This window comes from Streptococcus oralis (assembly GCF_003942875.1).
Taxonomy (GTDB): domain Bacteria; phylum Bacillota; class Bacilli; order Lactobacillales; family Streptococcaceae; genus Streptococcus; species Streptococcus oralis_BX.
On the sequence record NZ_RMVK01000001.1, the window covers coordinates 112213 to 133627 of the forward strand.

A 21415-nucleotide genomic window follows, 5' to 3' on the forward strand; every position below is an offset into this window, starting at 1 on the left:
TTACTCTGAGGGCCTATTGCTGCAAAATAATGGGCTCTTTTTTGGTGCCCAAAAGTGAGGTTTTTATGAAACAGGAATCAACTGTTGACTTGTTACTAGACGTTGATCAACGTCCTTCTGCTGGTAAAGGTATTCTTCTAAGCTTCCAGCACGTATTTGCCATGTTTGGCGCAACCATTCTCGTTCCCTTAATTTTGGGAATGCCCGTATCGGTTGCTCTCTTTGCATCCGGTATTGGAACACTTATCTACATGATTTCTACTGGCTTTAAGGTTCCAGTTTATCTAGGTTCTTCATTCGCCTTTATCACAGCTATGTCTCTAGCCATGAAAGAAATGGGAGGCGATGTCTCTGCTGCTCAAACTGGAGTTATCTTGACTGGTTTGGTCTATGTCCTTGTAGCAGCAAGTGTTCGTTTTGCAGGTACGAAATGGATTGATAAACTCTTGCCCCCAATCATTATCGGACCTATGATTATCGTTATCGGTCTTGGTCTTGCTGGTTCTGCTGTAACGAATGCTGGACTCGTAGCAGACGGAAACTGGAAAAACGCCCTTGTAGCCGTTGTTACATTCTTGATTGCCGCCTTTATCAATACAAAAGGAAAAGGTTTCCTTCGTATCATTCCTTTCCTCTTTGCCATCATCGGTGGTTATATCTTCGCTATGATGCTTGGTTTGGTTGACTTTACCCCAGTCCTTCAAGCCAACTGGTTTGAAATTCCTGGTTTCTACTTGCCATTTAGCACTGGTGGTGCCTTTAAAGAGTACAACTTGTACTTCGGTCCTGAAACAATCGCCATCTTGCCAATCGCTATTGTAACCATTTCAGAACACATCGGAGACCACACAGTTTTGAGCCAAATCTGTGGCCGTCAATTCCTGAAAGAACCAGGACTTCACCGTACGCTTCTTGGTGACGGTATCGCGACATCTGTATCAGCCTTCCTAGGTGGACCAGCTAACACGACTTACGGAGAAAATACAGGAGTTATCGGGATGACTCGTATCGCTTCTGTCTCTGTTATCCGTAACGCAGCCTTTATCGCCATTGCTCTTAGCTTCTTAGGTAAATTCACTGCCTTGATTTCAACCATTCCAAATGCTGTGCTTGGTGGCATGTCCATCCTTCTCTACGGAGTTATCGCCAGCAACGGTCTAAAAGTTTTGATTAAAGAGCGCGTTGACTTCAGTCAAATGCGTAACCTCATCATCGCAAGTGCCATGTTGGTACTTGGTCTTGGTGGAGCCATCCTCAAACTTGGTCCAGTTACACTTTCAGGTACTGCTCTATCAGCCATGACAGGAATTATCTTAAACTTGATTTTGCCACACGAAAATAAAGACTAATCATCTATACACACAAAATCCACTCAATTGAGTGGATTTTTTTATTACTTACTCTTTATTTCCAGCAGTAAATCTTTCAAAGAAATAATGGTCACGGCTAGTAAAATCATAGCCATACCAACAAAATCAATCGCATAAAACTGTTCCTTCATAATCAGAAAGGCAAAGAAAACGGCAGAAATTGGCTCTATGGAAGCTAATAAACTAGACTTAACAGGGCCTATCAGACTAGCTCCTTTTAGAAAAGCTGTATAGGCAAAGACCGTTCCGATAATGATAATCCCAGCAAATGCAAAGAGAAAATCTAAGCTAGTCGGTATGCTGGCCTGTAAGATCCCTGTGAAAGGAATAGCCACTACACCAGAAATAACCATACCAACACCAATCACCGAAATACTGCCCCACTTCTTAATCAAAGCGATGGGAAGGATAATATAGAGGGCATAGGTCAAGGCTGAAAAGAGGCCCCAGAAAAAACCAGCAGGTGTGACAGACAACTGGTCAAGTTCCCCATGCGTTGCGATCAGAAACGTTCCTCCAATTGCTAAACCAATTGAAATAATCTCAGCCAGAGTAGGCGCCACCTTGTCCTTGATACAAGTATAAATCAAGATCCCAACGGGGCATACATACTGGAGAACTGTCGCCGTTCCAGCATTGGTTTCCTGAATGGCAGAAAGATAGGCAAACTGGTTTAAGAAAAGTCCAAACAAGGCAAACAACAGCAGAGATAAAAGGCTTTTTCTGTCTTTTAAAAAAGCATAGAGTTTATCCTTTGCAGTCATATAGGATAAGACTACGAGCGCCAAGCCTGCAATGATAAGTCGCAGATTGATCAAGACTAGAGCAGAAATCCCGTGTGCCATCAGATATTGGCCACTGGATCCAGACAAGCCCCAAGTAATCCCTGCCACTACTGTATACAGAGTTCCTTTTACGGTTTTTGACATGCTTCTCCCTACTCCTCTTGACGAATCATTTCCATCACTTGATTTCGATCAACTATCCACTGGGCACGCTCATCCTTCTCATACGTTCGATTGGATAAAAAGATAGCCGCTTCCTGCTTCTCCCGATTCCACATAATGAAGGTACCTGTATAACCCGTATGGTCGAGCCAAGCTCCTTCCAGATTCCAGGCTAGAGACCGCTCCTTATCATTTAAGGGAGCGTAATTTTGGCTCAAATCTGCAGCAAACTCATCTTTCAAGTAATGTTCCAGAAAAATTTGCAAATCCTTAACAGTCGAAAACAAACCAGCACTTCCAGCGTGTTTCCCTAATAGACGGGCTTTGGGGTCGTGAATGATTCCGGACTCTACTCCTCTCACTGTTGGTACAGCTTGCTCAATGGGGCCGAACTGGGTTTCTTTCATCCCCCATGGTTCCAAAACTTGTTCTTCTATAATCTGATCCAAGTCTTGGTTAAAGATTTTTTCCAAAAGAAAGCCCAAGAGTAAAAAGTGAACGTCTGAGTATAGAAAAGCAGGCTGACTTCGTCTATTGAGGTGAAACATGGCTTCTTTTAATTCAGGGGCAGTCAAGAGGTCCCGATTTGGAATAAAGGGGTCCAAGTCTGTGGCATGGGTCAGAAGCTGCCGTATAGTGATATCAGGATAATCACACTCCGGTAAAAAATCCGTCACTGGTCGATCAATATCTAATTTGCCCTGCTGCCACAAGAAGGTAAAAACCGTCCCCACTCCCACGACCTTACTCACACTGGCTAGATCATAAACCAAACCGCTTTCTGTCTTCAAGTCTCGTTCTGAATCACTCAATCCTAGATAAGACTCTTTCCATTCACCATCCTTATAATACGCAAAAGAGGCCCCGGGATAAATCCCTGCCTCGATTTGATTTTCTATTTTTCTTAGAATTTTTTCCAACTTCATGCTTCTTCAAACCACAATTCAATGTTATTGGTATCTTTACCAAGGAAGAATTTTTCAGACTTAGGGACAAAGTAGCCTGTCTTTTCAAATTTCTGACGAAGACTGGTTAGATCAAAATTTCTTACTAAAAATTTCAACATCGTCAGGTCCCAAGTGACATTGTTTTCAACAGCCAAATCTGGCCCTTGCCCTTTAGTAAAGGTAATTGCTGGCGCTACTCCTTCAGGATCAAGTAAACTCTCTGTCCCCTCAGGCAAATGCAACTCCGTAGAAACCTCAAATTGGCTCACGTATTTTATACTTGTATTTGAATAAAATTCAGGAACAGTTTCCAGTGGAACCAAATCTCTTATATCATCTTCTGCATGAACAAGGATCACATCCTCTTCAGGAGAAACAATCTCAAAAGCATACCCACGGTTTCCTTTAAATAGACGAGGAAGAGACTTCATCTGAGAAAGAAGAGCTTCAATTTCAGAAGGATTCTCAACCTTTATCAAGAGTCTAGCTAGCTTCTTAAGTCCTTCAACTTTGCGTGTTCGCATGCTTGGAGACTCTTCTAAAATCAATCTCTCCGTAGCTGTCTGATCACCTAGAGAAATAAAGGCAGACTCTTCCAGCAAAGGTTTCATCCCCAGGGTTTCAATGTAAAATTTTTCATTTAATTTTCGATTATTAACTTTCAAAGTCGGAACGATCCGAACAATCTCATTCACATTCATATATTCCTCCAACTCTTTTATTTTAAAGGATTTTCGAATATTTTACAAGCCATATCTATTTTATTTAGAAATTTTACAAGAAAAAAACTGGGATTCCCCAGTTTCATTTCTTATAGGTAAAGTAGTTTGAATAGTGCTACTGCCGCAATACCCGCTGCAATTGGAGCTACAACTGGAACCCATGCATACCACCATTTTGAATCACCCTTGTGTTGACCAAGAACTGATTTTGGAAGGAGTTCGTGAAGAAGACGAGGTCCAAAGTCACGAGCTGGGTTCAAACCAGGACCAGTAGGTCCACCAAGTGAAGTTACCAAGGCCATTACTAGGAAACCAAGTGCCAAGTGCGCAACTGAGATCCCAGCAGCTGTATGTGGAGCTACTTGAGCTTTCACTGCCAATTCACTTAAATCAACAGTTTGTCCAGCTTGAGTAGCCATTTGTTTCATGTATTGAAGAACCTCTGCACCAAAGAAGTTTTTAGTCAAACCAAGTGCTGCAAAGAAAAGAACAAATGAACCTACAAACTCATTTAGGAAACCATTAACAGTAGCTGCAAAACGTGATTCTTTTGTTCCATGGTCCAAACTTGAGATAGTTGAGAAAGTTCCCAAGATGTTGTTTGGATTTTCTGTTTTCAAGTAGTAAGGACGGTGAGTCGCTACAACCAAAGCTTGACCGAAGATTGCTCCCAAAACTTGTGCTAGGATGTAATATGGTACTTGCTCCCAAGAGAAAAGTCCACTAACAGCAAGTCCAAGAGTGAAAGCAGGGTTGATGTGGTTACCAGATACATTACCAAACATCAAGGCTGGGATCATAACCCCCATGCCATAACCAACCGCGATAACGAGCCAGCCACTTTGGTGACCTTTCGTACCTTTAAGTTCAACGTTAGCAACTGCACCATTACCAAGAATGATCAAAATAGCAGTTCCCAAGAATTCTGTGGCATATTTAATAGCCCATGTAAAATCCATTTGATAGATTCTCCTTAAATTTTTTTAGACAATCCTTATTCTATCAATTTTTAGGCCTTTTAGCAATATCTTTTCTAAAAGAATCTATGGAAAACGCTTTATTTAACTTATCTTTAAGAAAAGGACAAAAGGAGTCAAACTCCCTTCATCCTTTTCATTAGTCTTGACGTTGACCAAAGTCTGCAATCATCTGCTCCATCTCTTGACAGCTCGGAGTGGTCAGCATATAAAGGTAGTCCCCTTGTAGCTCTGCAAAGGCTGCTGGCATGATTTTTTTGACCTTGAATTGCTGGCTGTACTTAGCAAGCAAGTCTTCTTCTGAATAGACATAGTTTGCATTGGCACGACGTGATGTAGCTAGACAGTATTGAGGTTCAAACTCTGATGCGGGGAACTCTTCACCTGCGACAATAGCTGCATAACCTCGGTAGAGATCCAAGGAGTGGGCAAAGTTATAAACATCAATCGTAAAGCCACCTGCAGGACGATTATTGTACTCAATGGCAATGTAGTCGTCCCCGTCACGGAAGAATTCGATATGGAAGAAACGCTCCTTCATGCCAAATTCTTTGACAATGGCTTCACCATACTTACGCAATTTTGGATCCATATCCTTGAGAACATAATAGGCATTATCCATCTTATAAATCATGAGATCAAGTGGTGTATGGGCATAATCAAAAGTCGTTGAAAAGACGATGTTGCCATCCTTGTCCACAAGTCCGTCAAAAGTACAGATTTCGCTAGAAGTGACAAATTTTTCAAAGAAATAAACGGTTGAATGGTCCCATTCTTGTTTGAAGTGATGGATATCATCTTCTGTCTCAAGCTTAAAGGTTGCTGCCGCTCCCACTCCGTTATCAGGTTTGGCAATCATTGGTAGACCAATCGTCTCAACTGCTCTATCCACATCTGCTTCCGTCTGGATAACAGCACCAGGTACCACAGGGACGCCTGCTTTTTTGAAAAGTTTCTTCATCTCAGACTTAAACTTGGTCTTTTTGAGATCCTCTGGTTTGACACCAAAGACATTGAATTGTTCTCTGAGTGTTGCGTCCAGCTCAAGCCAGTATTCATTGTGAGATTCGATGCGGTCGATTGGGCCATGCTTGTAGAACAGAAAGGCAACAGCACGCTTGACTTCGTCTATGTTCTCAAGATTGTCCACACGGAAATACTCGGTCAAGCTATTGCGCAAAGGCTCATCCAGTTGTTCGTAAGGCTCCTGACCAATTCCCAAAACGGTGATGCCTTTATTAGCTAGCTCGATGGTAAACTGTTGGAAGTTTTGCGGATAGTAGGGAGAAATAACAAGGTAATTCATAGGCAACTCCTTTTATAGATACAAGTGTCCAAGAAAATAAGGCATTTGTTTACGCCACCATTCCCAGTCATGGGCGACATCGTGTCCCCATTCAGCAAACCAGGCTGGAATTTGTTTCTGGTCAAAGGCTTCTTTAAGCTTGTAGAAAGATGGTAGACCGTCTTGTTCCCAGGCACCAAGTCCCGTACAGACGACGATTTCTGCCTGACGGTAACGATCAATAAACCAGCCGTCGTTTTGATTCCAGATATAATCTACTGGTGAGTTTTGGTAAATAGCATCATCATTGTAGTAATCGCCAACGAAGAAACGTGCGTCGTAAACACCACTGAGGGCAATCACCTTGGTAAAGACATCTGGATGCTGGAGAAAGAAATTGAGTGCATGGTAGGCCCCCATTGAGCATCCTGTCGTCATCATGCCATCAAACCAACCTGTCTTATGCTTAATAAAAGGAATGGCCTCCTCAATTACATAGCGTTCGTAGGCGCGGTGCATCTCCGCCTGGTCATGACCATTTTTCCAAGTAGCCAGCCAGCTCTCACTGTCAACACTGGATAAGGTAAAAAACTGAACACGGCCTTCCTCGATAAAGGAAGCACAGGCGTCGATCATGCCAAAATCATAGTATTCGTTGTGACTGCCACCAGATGAAGCAAAAACAACAACTGGAATCCCAGCATGTCCATAACGGTTGAGGTACATTTCACGATTGAGATTGCCACTCCAGTGGCTAAGGTTTTCAATATGCATTGGCTTTCTCCTTTCTTAACTTACCATTTCTCTGCAAAAAATCTGAGACAGTCTGGCAAATTTTCCGACCAAGGTATTTCACTATGGATGGCACCAGACTGAACTTTCAAGACAAGATTATCCAAGCCTACTCCGCCTGCAATCAAATCACGGTAATAGCGAAGCGATGAGTCGATATAGGCTTGTTTAATATTGCCAGCCATCAAGGTCTTGTCCGTATCGTCTGCTTCTTCTGTTCCTACATAGATAAAAATGCGCTGTTCAGGTGTCAATTTCTTGCGCTCGATATAGCGGTTAAAAGCTTCTTGGTGAAGCCAGTTGGCAGATGAGAAGACACCTAGACAACCAATTCGATCTTGGTACTCAAGTCCGATAAACTGAGTAATATTGCCTCCTAGTGACGAACCAATCATAGCCGTATGCTGGCGATCAGCTTTGGTACGATAGGTTTCATCGATAAAAGGCTTGACCACCTCCATGACAAACTCGGCATACTCCACACCCTTACCGCCAAACTGCTGGCCTGGGATAGGAGATTCTTGAAACTTCCAAGCCGCATACTCATTCATTCGTCCCATGCCGTCATTATCTATAGCAACGACAATCATGCGACTGATGTCAGGATTTCGCTTAATTACTGGAATAATCTTCCAAGAGTGCCCGATATAAGACTCCTTGCTGTAAAAGACATTTTGCCCATCATGAAAGTAAACAACTGGGTAAAAACGGTCGGTGTCTTTCTCGTAGTCCTTAGGCAGAAGCACACGCACACGACGCTCTTTTCCAGTATAAGGAACCTTGAGTTTGTGTTCTTTCATTTTTAAGTAAAAGTAGGAATGATTCATTGTCAGAAAACTCTCTATATTCAAAATTTTATCTTATTATACCATAAAAATAGAAAAAAAGTCAGTTAATGTCCATTTTAAGGATAAATAACTAACTTTTTTCATTTGTTTTTCTGAATTCTTCTGGGTTTTCTGATTAGAGGAGATTGTCAATCAAGTTATCGACTTCATCTTTTTTAGCTTGAGGTGTAATCTCAGTAATCATAATCCCAGCCACTGCTCGCTCAACCAAGCCTTCAACATCCATGCGTTTTTCATACTGCTCTGCATTCTCTATCTTAGGATTGGTCTTAGGACGGTCAGGCGCAAAAATAGTACAGCAGTCTTCAAAAGGCTGGATTGAAATTTCAAAGGTATCGATTTCCTGCGCGATGTCAATGATTTCCAACTTGTCCATGGTAACCACGGGACGAATAATTGGAGTGCTAGTCACAGCGTTGATAGTCTGCATGCTTTCCAAGGTCTGGCTCGCTACTTGACCAAGACTTTCTCCATTGATGATAATTAAACCATTTCGTATCTCACGAATACGGTCGGTAATGCGCATCATAAAACGACGGGTCAAGGTCATGAGGTAGGCTTCTGGCGCTTTAGCCTTGATTTCCTCTTGAATCTCAGTGAAAGGTACTTCGATAAACTGGATATTTCCACCAAACTTGGTTAATTTACGGGTCAAATCGTGGGCTTTCTTGAGGGCGCCAGGACTTGTGTATGGCGGACTGGCAAAGTGAACTGCCTCGATATCTACCCCACGTTTAAGAGCTAGATAACCTGCCACAGGTGAGTCAATCCCTCCTGACAACATGAGCATACCTTTACCAGAACTTCCCACAGGTAATCCTCCTGCTCCACGAAAGGTTTCATAGGAAAGATAGGCAGCCTCTTCACGAATCTCAACCTGAAGATTAATATCTGGATTTTTCATCTGAGCTTGTACGTTTGGAATGGCCTCGAAAACAGCTCCACCAAGAGTTTGATTCAGTTCACGACTGTCGAGTTCAAAGTTGTGGTCGCTACGCTTGCTAGTGATTTTAAAGGTCATCCCTTCCTTATAGATTTCCTTCATAATCTCTTGGACAGCAGACTTCAGAACTTCCACAGACTTTTCAACCTTATACACAGGAGAAAAGTTTTGGATCCCAAAAACTTGTTTGAGCGATTCTGCTACTGCTGTATAATCAGCTCCATTGAGGTAAGCGTGGGCACGGTCGCGATCTGCGGTTACCTTAACTTGAGGATAGATAGACAAAACGTCTGAAATATTATTACGAAGTTTATTGATGAAACGCATGCGATTTTTGTGCTTGGTTGACAATTCTCCGTAACGAATCATAATTTCTGAATACTGCATAAATACTCCTATCTTACTTTTCTAGTTTGATTGTAAATTAATTTTAGCTTGGTCAAAAACTGCTCGACTTGACTCATATCATTTTCCAGGTCTAGGCTTAGACGCACAGCTGACTGGGCCTTATCTTTGTCCACTCCCATGGCAATCAAGGTCCCCGCAGGTTTTCCTGCCTTGGACGAACAAGCAGAGGTTGTGGAAATGAAAATATCATAGTCTTCAAAGGCGTGAACGATGACTTCACCACGAACACCCTTAATCCCAAAAGTCAGGATATGAGGGGCAAAGTCTTCCTCATCTGAAAAGACAAAAATATCTGGATAATCCAGAAGGGCTTGACGAATGACTGCCTTCATCTGCCCTGTCTTACTAGCAAAGATATCTAACTTTTCCATAGATAAACGGAGAGCTTTGGCTGTCGCTGCAATCCCTGCCACATTTTCAGTTGTCGAACGAGAGTCTCGCTCCTGACCACCACCAGTTAAAAGAGGCGTAATCTTCTTACCAGACTTGATATAGACAAATCCAACACCTCTGACACCATGAAACTTATGACTCGAAAATGTTGCAAAATCCACTCGATCTGTCAGATAGTTTTCAATCGGAATCTTAGCGAGTGCCTGAACCGCATCAACGTGGAAAGAAATAGTCGGCTTATCTGCCAACAGTTTTGAAATAGCTTGAATTGGCTGGATAGAACCGATTTCATTGTTAACTGCCATGATGGAGACGAGAGTCGTATCAGGACGTATCAAATCTGCTAATGCTTCAACATCCACAAATCCTTTCTCATCAACTGGAGCAAAATCTATCTCAAAACCTTGATTTTTTAGCCAGAGGGCTGATTCCTTGACTGCTGGATGTTCAATAGCTGACACAATGATGTGCTTGCCAAACTGGGCTTTTTCAAAGGCCACACCCTTGATGACCCAGTTATCTCCTTCTGTTCCACCAGAGGTAAAGAAGATTTCATCACTCTTCTTCCCAATCAAATCTGCAATTTGCTGCCGGGAAGCATCTAAAATTCGTGTTGCCTGATCTCCCAAACGATGGAGACTAGACGGATTTCCTACAATTTTTGAAGCGACCTGCATGTAAGTTTCAAGTGCTTCAGGATAAGGCTTGGTTGTCGCCGAATTATCAAAGTAGATCATGTTTTCTCACGCTTTCTAAAATCACTCCCTCTATTGTATCACGAAAAGAGACCTGCGACAAGAAAGGGAGTTTTCTCTTTTTTTAAGATTTTTTTAAAGAAATGAGGTATAATAAATCATAATTAAAGGAGAGTATCATGTCTAACTATCGTAGAACTTCAAAACCAAAAACAGAACACATCAAAAAGGGATTTACTGTCTTTCAAAAAACGATTGCTACCATCGGTAGTATCCTTGGCCTAATCACTGCTACTATCACCATCATGAACGCCATGGATAATAACAAAAACAACAAAAAAGAACCGACGACAACCCAAACAACTGTTGTCAAGGAAATTCAAAAGGAATCCCCTCAGGAAAATACTACTCCTAACAGGGACAACACTTCTACTAAAGAAAATACCCCACAAGAAGAAACTTCTCAATCCAACAAGAAAGAGGAGAAAAAAGAAGAACAGAAAACAACAACTCAGGACTCTTCTACACCAGCTACAAATAAAGAAACAAGCGATAATGGAACACAGTCAAATACGACGAGTTCTGAAACTAAAACGAACCAGTAATCACAAAAATAACTTCTTTCCAAATTTGGAAAGAAGTTATTTTTTTATTGTTGCAATACTTTTCGTGGTTTGGTTCCCTCAGCTGGACCGATGACACCTGCCATTTCGAGTTCTTCCATAAGGCGAGTCGCACGGTTAAATCCAACTGACAAACGACGCTGAATCATCGAAGCGCTAGCTTTCTGGGTTTCGATAACCAAAGCCTTAGCTTCTTCAAAAAGCGGATCGCCACCAGCTTCACCATCAGAAAAATCTCCTTCATTTTCAGGAACATCTCCTGGGTCAAAGCTGTCATCGTAGTCCGCATCTGCCTGAGCCTTGATGAAGTTTACGATACGTTCAACATCATCATCCGAGATAAAGGAACCTTGCAGACGGACTGGATGATTTTCATCAATTGGTTTAAAGAGCATATCTCCTCGACCAAGCAGTTTTTCTGCTCCATTCTCATCCAAGATGGTTCGTGAATCTGTACCTGATGAAACTGCAAAAGCCACACGAGATGGGACATTGGCTTTAATGAGACCAGAGATGACATCAACCGATGGACGTTGCGTTGCGAGAATCATGTGAATCCCTGCGGCACGCGCCTTCTGTCCAAGACGAATGATGGCATCTTCCACTTCCTTGCTAGCCACCATCATGAGGTCTGCCAACTCATCCACAATGACAACAATCAAAGGCAGCGGTACTTGTTTGTACTCAGATTGGCTATTAAATTCCTCAACCTTGGCATTGTAACCAGCGATATTTCGTACTCCAACCTTAGCAAAGAGTTCGTAACGATTTTCCATCTCATCCACAACATTTTGCAGAGCCTTGCTGGCCTTGCGTGGATTTGTCACAACTGGAATCAAGAGGTGAGGAATGTCATTGTAAACAGATAACTCAACCATCTTAGGATCGACCATCATAAACTTGACCTGGTCGGGTCTTGCTTTCATAAGAATGCTAGCGATAATACCATTAACTGCGACTGACTTCCCTGATCCCGTCGAACCTGCAACGAGTAGGTGGGGCATCTTGGAAAGGTCAAAGGTGCGAGCAGTTCCATTGACAGCCTTACCTAGAGGAATTTCGAGGAGATTTTCTGGTTTAGTCTGAGACTGTTCCCAGAGTTCACGGAAGGAAACAGTCGCAATCTCAGAGTTAGGAACCTCAATTCCGACTAAGGATTTACCAGGGATTGGAGCCTCTATCCGAACATCCTTAGCTGCTAGAGCTAGCGCTAAGTCGTCTGCCAGATTGGAAATGCGGTTAACCCGTACACCGACTGCAGGCTTGACTTCATACTTGGTAACTGATGGCCCAATTTCAGCCCGTTCCACCGTCACCTTGATACCAAAGCTAGCAAAGGTTTCTTCTAGGATTTTGATATTTTCTCGAACAATCTTCTTTTCCTTGGACTGATCTTTGGGTTTATCTGGCGCAAAGAGTTGCAAGCTTGGTAACTTGTATTCGAGGGCTTCCTTGGCAGAAAAATCAACCTGTACCTCTTCATCCTCAAAATCCTCTTCCACATCAGGAACGTCAAAATCTGTTTGAGGGAGGATAATCTCCGGTTCAATCCATTCTTCCTCAGGAATTGGTGGGAAATCGTAGTCTGGTACCTCTGATAAGATTTCTCCCGTTTCAGGATCTACAGGAGGAAGCGGTAATGCATCCTGTTCTTCTTGTTCTCTCTGAATTCTTGCTGCTTCTTCAGCTTCTTGACGAGCCTTCTCTTCTTCTCTCTTGATGAAGCGTTCCTGTTTTCTCTGTTCCTGTTTTTCCATGAAAGATCTGAACTGAGCTCCAATAAAGGCTGCAACATCATAAATAGACCAAGGACTAACTAAGAGTGCCCCAACTAGAATCAAGAGGACTCCAATAAAGTACGATCCGATATTTGAGAAAAGAAAGGCTATGGGAATATAAAGTCCGACACCAAGCAGGCCTCCACCAGCGAAGCTAGTCACCCGCATACCAGTCAGGTCCGTCATAACTTGAGACAGGGTCCCTTTTAGAACTGATTGCTCCAAGCCATATTTCCATACTAAGTAGGCCTCAAAAATCAAGAGCAAGCCAGCGAAGATACAGAGAAATCCTGATAGAAGTCCCTCTTGCTTGCGGATCCATTTAAAAAGAAAAAGATAGATGAGGAGACCACCTATGGCCACATAGGCCAAACTTCCGACCACCAGTCGAATGAGATTGTAAAGAGTGACACCTGCTGCGCCGAGTTTGAGGGCTGCAATAATCAACAATAAGGCAATTCCTAAGGAAATCAACATCCTCTGGATAGCCTGTTTTCTTTCAAGTTCTGCTTTAGACGGTCTCCGTCTCGTTTTTGTAGTATTCTTGTTTGCCATTCTTTTATTATACCATATTTCAGAAACTTCTAGAGAAATCAAAAAGACTGCCCACTTTTGTGTTCAGTCATTTGAATGTGATAACTATTGCTTTTCTTCTGCTTCATCACTATATTCAATCTGCTTCTTTCTTAATCCATAAAGCTTTAATACAGAATTTTCATGTTTTGATTTATAAGAAATCAACTTCCTTTTCTTTAAGTAGTCAAGAAGTTTTTCGTTAAATTTAGAATACGAAACCTCTGCTTCTTGATTACCAATTCCTCCGTTACCTTCATTTTGATTTAATTTGTCAAAGGCAACTTCCCATTCGGTGTAGATATCATAATCTATTTGTTCCTTCAAGATTTGCATAATATCCGGTAATTCTAATAAATCTAAATAATCACCTAGCAAAATAAGCTTATCTACTTCTATTTGAATTTCCGAATCAGAAATTAATTTTTCAAAAAGTTCTTTCTTATATTCAAGTAAAACATCATTTGAATTTAGGATAGATTCATACAATGGAACGCTAATTTCATTTTCATCTAATGCTATAAATTGTCTTATATATTTTTTAACTATTTTTTGTATTTTATTTTGAAGCGTCACATCTAACGAATCATATCTGTTTTGATTTATTAAATCATCAAAGTCATACTCATTAAATTTATTATCTAAAAGCAATACTAATAATTCAACTACATATTTTTCATCTATGTCAGGTTTATTTAACGCTCCTCTCATTTCCTCATCATTTCGAACAACATTAGTAGCATTTAAATAATTTTCTATATTTATGAATATAAATTCCTCTAGGTGTACCATAGATCTTTTACGAATAAACTCAAGATTTTCTTTATTGAATTCAATACGATTATTAATTATTAAATTCAATAAATCTTCGTCATCAATATCAGTATTATCAATTCTTTTAAAATAGAGTCCAAGCTGACTAAGTATTCTTTTTCGAATATTATCATTTAACGTTGAAGAACTAATAATATTTTCATTAAAATTATCTTGTATGTCATTATTCAATTTTGAATAAATTTCTTTATCCAACTCAAAATTAGGATTCAGATTAATAAAATCTATCAAAAATTTATCAACTTCCTTATTTTGACTAAAATAGTCTAAAACAATTTCAGTATTTACTTCTGCTTTTTGAGTAATTACAAGATTGTTAATTAGTATCTCTCGATTTTCACTAGATAGGTCATTAAATTTACCTTGAGTATAAGTTATATAAAACTCTGGAATACTAGAGATAATATTTTCTGCTAATGTACTTTTTTTGATATTTTCATCATTATCTAGGTCATTGGATTCATCAGATTCATCACTTCCTAACTTTTCCTGAGGTAATTGATGATTAAATACAACATTATTATTTAATAGTTGTTCAATATACTCAGGTTTATCTCGCATCTCTCCCTCTGATAAAGTAACATACATTAAAATATACTTTAAGAATTCTTCATCAGAAGATTGACAATAATCTAGTAAAGGTTTTAATCCATTTTGACTAGTCATGATTTCATAATTTTTATGTTTTACATCTGATAGCTCTGTTCCCATATCAGAATGCTGTTCCATGAAAAAGAGTACATTGGATTCGCAAATATCGTATAAGCCATTCTTATAAATATAATTCAGCACATTTTCCTCATATCCTGAACTCTCAAAATCAAATTCCTTAATTTTAAAATCTATAGCCGATAAATTGAAATTAAACTTCTCAAAATCACAATAATTATTATGAAAAATATTAAGAAAAACCTCTTGTGTCATCTCTAGATATTTAGAAATCTGTCCTTTTGTTTCTTTTGTACAATCACTCAAATCAACTAAATTCATTAAAGATAATATCAATTTTCTTTTATCAACGTAAATATAATCGCTATGTTTTTGGTTAATATATTCGTTGAAGAGATCCGAGTTATGATGTAGCCATTTTCTCAAAAATACCCTTATATCACGCTCTGAGAAAAACGATTTATTTTCAACATTTAATCTAAATAATTCGTTATAAAAGTCCAGTAAAAATTCCAAAATATTATCTTGGTGAAAGATTAATTTCAACTTCTCATTATGTTCATTAGCATATAACAGAAATCTAAATAAATCATAATTTAACACATTACTACTTTTATAATTTTTTAATTCTAAATAATTAAAGATTTCATCAATGTTTTTTAGAGAAATATTATATTTATTCTGTCTGCCAGAAACAACATTTCTTAAATATTCTTTTTCTTCTACCGTTATAGTATTTTCATAGAAATGATTCAAATAATCTTGATAGCTCTCATCAATATAAGCATTTCTAATTAGGAAAGAAATTATTGAGGATTGAGGATTCTTTCTTATTTCTTCTGTAAAGTCACTTTTAAAATCATCAATATCTGTAGCATATTGATAAACGTCTGATAATCTATAGCTGTCTAGTTCACCAAGTTCATCATTTATTTTCTTAATTTCTTCTTTTAATTTTTCTATTATTTTTTTATTTTTAGTATTCTTTAAACGCTCTTGAAATTCTGGAGTATTCCTACTAGGAAATAAAGAATCAATATCCTCATTTCGCTTATATTGATTATACTCTGCATCATGATAACTATCAAAGGAATAAATTTCACTATCTCCTGCAATTAACTCTTTTATGTAATCATAACGTGTTGAAAAATCTTTTTCAAATTTTCCATTTACTTTAATTATTTTTCTTCCAAATGGTATTTTTAAGATAGTTCCATATAATTCAACTTTATCGTTTAAATGTTCTTCCTCAGCATTCTCTATCTTTCTCTCCAAAGCATTTTTCTTATTATTTAACTCCTCTCTAAGATTTTTTAATGCTATTTCTTTTGAGTTCAACAATTCATATAAATATCCTTGATTCCTTTGTAAAAGTGAAAAATCTTTAGGGAAAATATTTTTATAGACTACCATTGCAAATAGTTTTTCATAATCTAGCTTTAAAGTATTTAATGTGTCTTTATAAGTAAGATACTCATTACAAATATTATTGATTAATCTCATATCGTCAAGATATAAAGAAATATTAAATAAAAACGTCTTGTCTAAACTATCGTATTCCCACATTTCTGTTAGCAATTTTTTTAATATGTCATGAGAATTAGAAGCAGTTACAACAGGGACTATAGGAATAATAAAATCAAAAAACTTCGTTCTTTCTTGTGATTCAAACAAATCATCCTTTACAAGATAGAAAAATACTAGTTTACGTTTGTTATTTGCCTTTCGATTTCTATTGATAACTATATTTAATTCCTTCAATTTTTCAAAAATTCTAGAGTCATTAAAACGTTCAATATCTTCAAATACTATAACATCTGCTTCAGACCGCTTAAACAAATAAAGTATATCATCTAAATAGCGATCAAAATAAGATACCCTTGAACTTTCATTTGAGAAGATTTCAATATCAGTTTCAATTTTTTCTGCTTTTAAGGATAATTTTTTGATAAAACCAAAATCTTTTTGTAGCTTCAGTAAAAAATAAAATCCATATACAATTAAAACAAATAAAATTACTAGTACAAGAAGGGAAATAATAGGTTTCGTAGTCCAAGATAACCAAGAAAAGTTCTGAATCAAACCATTCCATGAAGAAATATTTAGTAAGTATAAGGATAATAATAATACTAAACTTACATAGACCGAAATATTAAAAGGTTTAATCTGCGATTCTGCATCAAGAGTTTTAAAAATGGATCTCCTTATTTTGTTAGGATCTATTTGATGAAGCAATTGATTGATTATTTTCCCTTCAATTGTATTAATTTCACGCTTATCAAGTCCATTTTTTTCACTACTTTTTATTTCATCATATTGCCCCAAAGAAATATGAATAAATCTCTTGTCTTTACGTTTTCTCTCAAAACTCTCAACAACACTACTTTTCCCAGCTCCATAATTACCAGTAATAGCTACATTTGTCACTTCCGAATTATCGTCAATCGCAAACTCAAATGCTTTTTGTGTTACTGGCTTTATTTCAACATCTTTATTTGAAGTAAGTGCTCGAAATTGATATTCTCTTTCCATTAATTTATCTCTCCCTCTAATAATTCTTTAACTATTATTATATCAATTATTTATTGAGATATAAAGCTTTTAGTTACTTCTCGTCTCCTACCTAAATCAGCTATAAAATTAGTTCATTTAGAATCGGGAACATTCTCCTCCACCATGCTGACATGGGACGCTTGTAACTCTTCATTTAGAATATTTTGACTATGGAACTTTTCATTCTCTGGTTTCTTTTCTAGAATCATTCAAGACACTTTTCACCTCCATGGTATTTATACAAACTTTTGCATTCTATCGTTTAAATGAAGAGTGAAAATCTCTACGATCTACTTCTATATCACTTCAAAGCCCATTCTCCCTAACTCCATTATCAAAAAAATGACTACCCACTTTCGTGTTCAGTCATTTTGGTATATGAATTCTTTTTTATGCTTGTGGTTTGCGTAGGTAACCATAAACCACACCACTTACAATTGCGCCAACCAAAACAAAGGCAAGGTAGAGAAGGGCATTTGAAGTAAGGGCGATGACGAAGATTCCTCCGTGTGGCGCCATGAGTTTGATTCCTGCAAGACCAACGAGTCCCCCTGCTACTGCTGAACCAAGGATAAAGCTTGGGATCGCACGAGCTGGGTCAGCGGCACCAAATGGGATCGCTCCCTCAGTGATAAATGACAAGCCCATGATGATGTTCGTCAAACCAGAGTTGCGTTCTTCTTTGGTAAATTTATCTTTGAAAAGAAGGGTTGCGACAAAGATAGCAAGTGGTGGAACCATTCCTCCAGCCATAACTGCTGCCATAGCTACAGAACCACCTGAAGAAACAGTCGCTGCAAGCGTACCTGTTCCAAAGACATAAGCTGCTTTATTGACAGGTCCACCCATATCGACAGCCATCATGCCTCCAAGAACGATACCAAGAAGAACAGCTGAACCTCCTCCAAGACCGCCTAGGAAGTCATTCATAGCAGTGTTGATTGCTGCCATTGGGATGTTAACAGCTAGCATGACAAATCCTGTCAAGATTGTTCCAAGAAGTGGCAAGAGAAGGATTGATTTAGCACCTTCAAGTGAACGAGGAACTTTAACGTATTTCTTGATAGCAAGAACCAAGGCACCTGCGATAAATCCACCAACAAGGGCACCTAGGAAACCAGATGAGACACCTGCAAGAGTTGAAGTTGCTTCACCACCTGCGGCATAAGGAATTTTACCAAAGGCAAATCCTTCTTTAGCAATAGCACCAGCCACGAAACCAGCTACTAAACCTGGTTTTTCAGCGATAGAGTAGGCTACGTATCCTGCAAAAACTGGAAGCATCAAGCCAAAGGCTGCTCCACCAATTTTCATGAACATAGAAGCTAGTTCATGGTAGGATCCGAGATTGCCAAGACTATCTTGTGGCACACCAAAAGCTCCGTCGATTAAGAAGGCGAGGGCAATCATGATACCACCACCGATAACGAATGGCAACATTTGAGATACACCACTCATCAAGTGTTTGTAGAAAGCTCCACCGATACTTTGTTTTTCATTAGATGCTGTTGCAGCTTTTGCTCCATTAGCAGCACGGTAGATTTCAGCATCTCCTGAAAGAGCCAAGTTTATCAATTCTTCTGTCTTACGGATACCGTCTGCAACTGGACGGTTAACCAAAGGTTTTCCATCAAAGCGATCCATCTCAACAGCCTTGTCTGCTGCGATGATAACAGCTTTAGCCTTGCGGATGTCTTCCGCAGTCAATTGGTTCCCAACACCGCTAGCACCATTGGTTTCAACCTTGATCCCAACACCCATTTCAGCAGCCACTTTTTGAAGGGCTTCTTGGGCCATGTAAGTGTGGGCAATACCTGTCGTACAAGCTGTAACAGCTACGATAAAGTCGCCAGAGTCATTGGCAGGTGCTTGAACAGGTTCCTCAACTTTTTCTGAAGCTTGGTCAAAAAGTTCAATAACTTGATCAGCTGATGTTACTTGGCGAAGTTTGTCAGCAAAACCGTCTTTCATCAAGTATTGAGATAATTCTGCCAAGGCTGCCAAGTGAGTGTCATTGGCACCTTCTGGAGCTGCAATCATGAAGAAGAGGTCTGTTGGTTGCCCATCCAAGCTTTCATAGTCAACACCCTTGTTTGACTTAGCAAAGAGAACCGTTGCTTCTTTGACAGCAGAGTTCTTGCTGTGAGGCATAGCAATTCCGTCACCCAAGCCAGTGGAAGTTAGAGCTTCACGCGCTAAGATTCCTTCTTTAAAGGTTTCAAAATCCGTCACGTAACCGTGATCTACCAAACTTTTAATCATCTCTTCGATGACAGCTGTTTTTTCAGTTGCCTGCAAATCCAGCAACATGACATCTTTTCTCAATAGGTCTTGAATTTTCATCGTTTTTCTACCTCAACTTTTTCATATGTTTCTTTAATAAATTCCGCTGTTGCCAAGTCATCCGAGAAAGTAGTTGCTGTTCCGCAAGCTACTCCCCATTTGAAGGCCTCTACTGCATCTTTAGATTTGACAAATTCACCTGTAAACCCAGCAACCATAGAGTCACCAGCCCCGACTGAATTTTTGACTGTTCCCTTGATAGGTTTGGCGAAGTAAGCTCCCTCAGCTGTGACAAGAAGTGCACCGTCCCCAGCCATAGAGATGATAACGTTTTGAGCACCTTTAGCTAACAATTCTCGAGCATATTTCTCGATTTCATCTAAACTTTCGAGTTTCACTCCAAAGATAGCTCCAAGTTCGTGATTGTTTGGTTTAACCAAAAGTGGCTGGTAGTCCAAACTATCAATCAAGGTCTGTCCTTCAAAGTCACAAACCACTTGCGCACCAGTCTGGCGTGTCAAGGCAATCAAATCCTTATAGATAACATTGCCTAGGTTCTTAGCACTCGAACCCGCAAACACCACCGTATCTTCTGCTGTCAAACTAGACAAAATAGCTTTCAATTCTTCCAGCTGAGCTGGTTCCACATTTGGACCTGTTCCATTGATTTCTGTTTCTTGGTCTGCTTTAATCTTGACATTGATGCGAGTATCTTCTGCTACTTGGACAAAACGAGTTTCGATTTCTTCCTCTGAAAGGGTATCTGTGATAAATTTACCAGTAAATCCTCCGATAAATCCAGTCGCAGTATTAGGAATATCCAAGCGCTTCAAAACACGGCTAACATTGATTCCTTTCCCACCAGCAAACTTATCATCACTGTCCATACGATTGACACTGCCGACTTGAACTTGCTCCAAGCGCACGATATAGTCTATGGATGGATTAAGTGTGACTGTATAAATCATACTTCTATTACCTCCGTTTTCTTCTTAATAGCCTGCAAGAGCTCATGCCCTTGACTTGTGATGACAATAGCGCGTTTAAGTGGTGCTACCTTGGCAAAGCAAGTTTGACCAATCTTTGACGAATCAACCAAGACATAGGTTTGTTTGGCATTCTCTAAAATAGCACGCTTAACGGCTCCCTCCTCCATATCTGGAGTCGTATAATAACCATCGTCGACACCATTCATCCCGATAAAGGCACGGTCAAAGTGCAATTGGTTAATTTGATTAAGAGCAACTCCACCGATACATGCATCTGTTGCCATCTTGACACTTCCTCCAACCATGACAGTTGGAATCTGTTTTTCAACCAACTGAACCGCATGGTGAATGGAGTTAGTTACAACTGTAATATTCTTATTAACCAATTCCTTGATTAAAAAAGCAGTTGTCGTTCCAGCATCGATAAAGATGACATCTTTTTCCTTAATAAGAGAGGCTGCTTTTTGAGCCAGTAGCTTCTTCTCTTGAAGGTTTTTGACAGATTTTTCTTGGATGGTTTCTTCTTCCTGCAAGGAGTGAGGTAGTTCTGCTCCACCATGCACACGGCGAAGCTTGTTTTCCGCCTCCAACTCATCCAAATCTCTTCGTACCGTTGATTCTGATGTTTCTAATAGACTAACCAATTTTTCTAGGGAAACTACATGATGTTTATTTAACTCCTCTAAAATCAGTTGCTTCCGCTCAGTTTTTAACACCAAATCACCTCCTGTTATCGTTTACACTATTCATTCTAACACATTTTCTATCAAAGTCAAGCAATTTTTA

16 protein-coding genes are annotated in these 21415 nt (G+C 39.4%); 2 read left to right on the plus strand and 14 right to left on the minus strand.

What is annotated here, in order from left to right; genetic code table 11:
• Nucleotides 1-65 precede the first annotated feature (65 nt).
• The gene (locus D8844_RS00600) at nucleotides 66-1349 is read left to right on the plus strand and encodes a uracil-xanthine permease family protein (RefSeq protein ID WP_000808282.1); all 1284 of its coding nucleotides are present in this window, start codon (nucleotides 66-68) and stop codon (nucleotides 1347-1349) included.
• Between the two features lie 44 nt (nucleotides 1350-1393).
• On the opposite strand, the gene D8844_RS00605 is transcribed toward D8844_RS00600, so the two are convergent.
• The 9 genes from D8844_RS00605 to D8844_RS00645 form a co-directional block, all read right to left on the minus strand.
• Nucleotides 1394-2299 (minus strand): DMT family transporter, encoded by a 906-nt coding sequence (locus D8844_RS00605; protein ID WP_042767721.1) that lies wholly within the window; start codon nucleotides 2297-2299, stop codon nucleotides 1394-1396.
• Between the two features lie 8 nt (nucleotides 2300-2307).
• Nucleotides 2308-3243: a serine hydrolase domain-containing protein gene (locus tag D8844_RS00610; RefSeq protein WP_125421064.1), complete on the minus strand. Its 936-nt coding sequence runs from the start codon at nucleotides 3241-3243 to the stop codon at nucleotides 2308-2310.
• Complete coding sequence (locus tag D8844_RS00615) at nucleotides 3240-3965, minus strand: CppA N-terminal domain-containing protein (protein WP_125421067.1); 726 nt, start codon at nucleotides 3963-3965, stop codon at nucleotides 3240-3242. The genes D8844_RS00610 and D8844_RS00615 overlap by 4 nt, the downstream gene beginning before the upstream one ends.
• 110 nt (nucleotides 3966-4075) lie before the next feature.
• Entirely contained in the window at nucleotides 4076-4945 is an 870-nt protein-coding gene (gla, locus tag D8844_RS00620; RefSeq protein ID WP_125421070.1) for an aquaglyceroporin Gla, read from the minus strand.
• 157 nt (nucleotides 4946-5102) lie between these two features.
• Nucleotides 5103-6269: an ATP-grasp domain-containing protein gene (locus D8844_RS00625; RefSeq protein WP_125421073.1), complete on the minus strand. Its 1167-nt coding sequence runs from the start codon at nucleotides 6267-6269 to the stop codon at nucleotides 5103-5105.
• 12 nt (nucleotides 6270-6281) lie between these two features.
• Nucleotides 6282-7022 carry an esterase family protein gene (locus tag D8844_RS00630; protein WP_000546816.1) on the minus strand — a complete coding sequence of 247 codons (741 nt, stop codon included), beginning with the start codon at nucleotides 7020-7022 and terminating at the stop codon, nucleotides 6282-6284.
• 20 nt (nucleotides 7023-7042) lie between these two features.
• Nucleotides 7043-7867 (minus strand): alpha/beta hydrolase, encoded by an 825-nt coding sequence (locus D8844_RS00635; protein WP_125421076.1) that lies wholly within the window; start codon nucleotides 7865-7867, stop codon nucleotides 7043-7045.
• A gap of 136 nt (nucleotides 7868-8003) precedes the next feature.
• Nucleotides 8004-9218 carry a tRNA uracil 4-sulfurtransferase ThiI gene (thiI, locus tag D8844_RS00640; RefSeq protein WP_125421079.1) on the minus strand — a complete coding sequence of 405 codons (1215 nt, stop codon included), beginning with the start codon at nucleotides 9216-9218 and terminating at the stop codon, nucleotides 8004-8006.
• An 8-nt stretch (nucleotides 9219-9226) separates the two neighbouring features.
• Nucleotides 9227-10369, minus strand: a complete 1143-nt coding sequence (locus D8844_RS00645) for a cysteine desulfurase family protein (RefSeq protein ID WP_125421082.1) — start codon at nucleotides 10367-10369, stop codon at nucleotides 9227-9229.
• A gap of 137 nt (nucleotides 10370-10506) precedes the next feature.
• Between D8844_RS00645 and D8844_RS00650 the strand changes: the two genes are divergently transcribed.
• On the plus strand, nucleotides 10507-10932 hold the full coding sequence (locus tag D8844_RS00650; RefSeq protein WP_000073915.1) for a DUF6556 family protein: 426 nt from the start codon (nucleotides 10507-10509) through the stop codon (nucleotides 10930-10932).
• A 44-nt stretch (nucleotides 10933-10976) separates the two neighbouring features.
• On the opposite strand, the gene D8844_RS00655 is transcribed toward D8844_RS00650, so the two are convergent.
• From D8844_RS00655 to D8844_RS00675, 5 genes are all read right to left on the minus strand, one after another.
• Nucleotides 10977-13283 (minus strand): DNA translocase FtsK, encoded by a 2307-nt coding sequence (locus D8844_RS00655; RefSeq protein WP_125421085.1) that lies wholly within the window; start codon nucleotides 13281-13283, stop codon nucleotides 10977-10979.
• A gap of 84 nt (nucleotides 13284-13367) precedes the next feature.
• A complete protein-coding gene (locus D8844_RS00660; protein WP_125421088.1) occupies nucleotides 13368-17336 on the minus strand; it encodes a YobI family P-loop NTPase in 3969 nt (1322 codons plus the stop codon).
• 411 nt (nucleotides 17337-17747) lie between these two features.
• Complete coding sequence (locus D8844_RS00665) at nucleotides 17748-19700, minus strand: PTS fructose transporter subunit IIABC (protein ID WP_125421091.1); 1953 nt, start codon at nucleotides 19698-19700, stop codon at nucleotides 17748-17750.
• Complete coding sequence (gene pfkB, locus D8844_RS00670; RefSeq protein ID WP_000640820.1) at nucleotides 19697-20608, minus strand: 1-phosphofructokinase; 912 nt, start codon at nucleotides 20606-20608, stop codon at nucleotides 19697-19699. The genes D8844_RS00665 and pfkB overlap by 4 nt, the downstream gene beginning before the upstream one ends.
• The gene (locus D8844_RS00675) at nucleotides 20605-21345 is read right to left on the minus strand and encodes a DeoR/GlpR family DNA-binding transcription regulator (RefSeq protein WP_125421094.1); all 741 of its coding nucleotides are present in this window, start codon (nucleotides 21343-21345) and stop codon (nucleotides 20605-20607) included. Before D8844_RS00675 ends, pfkB begins: the two co-directional genes overlap by 4 nt.
• Nucleotides 21346-21415: the final 70 nt, after the last annotated feature.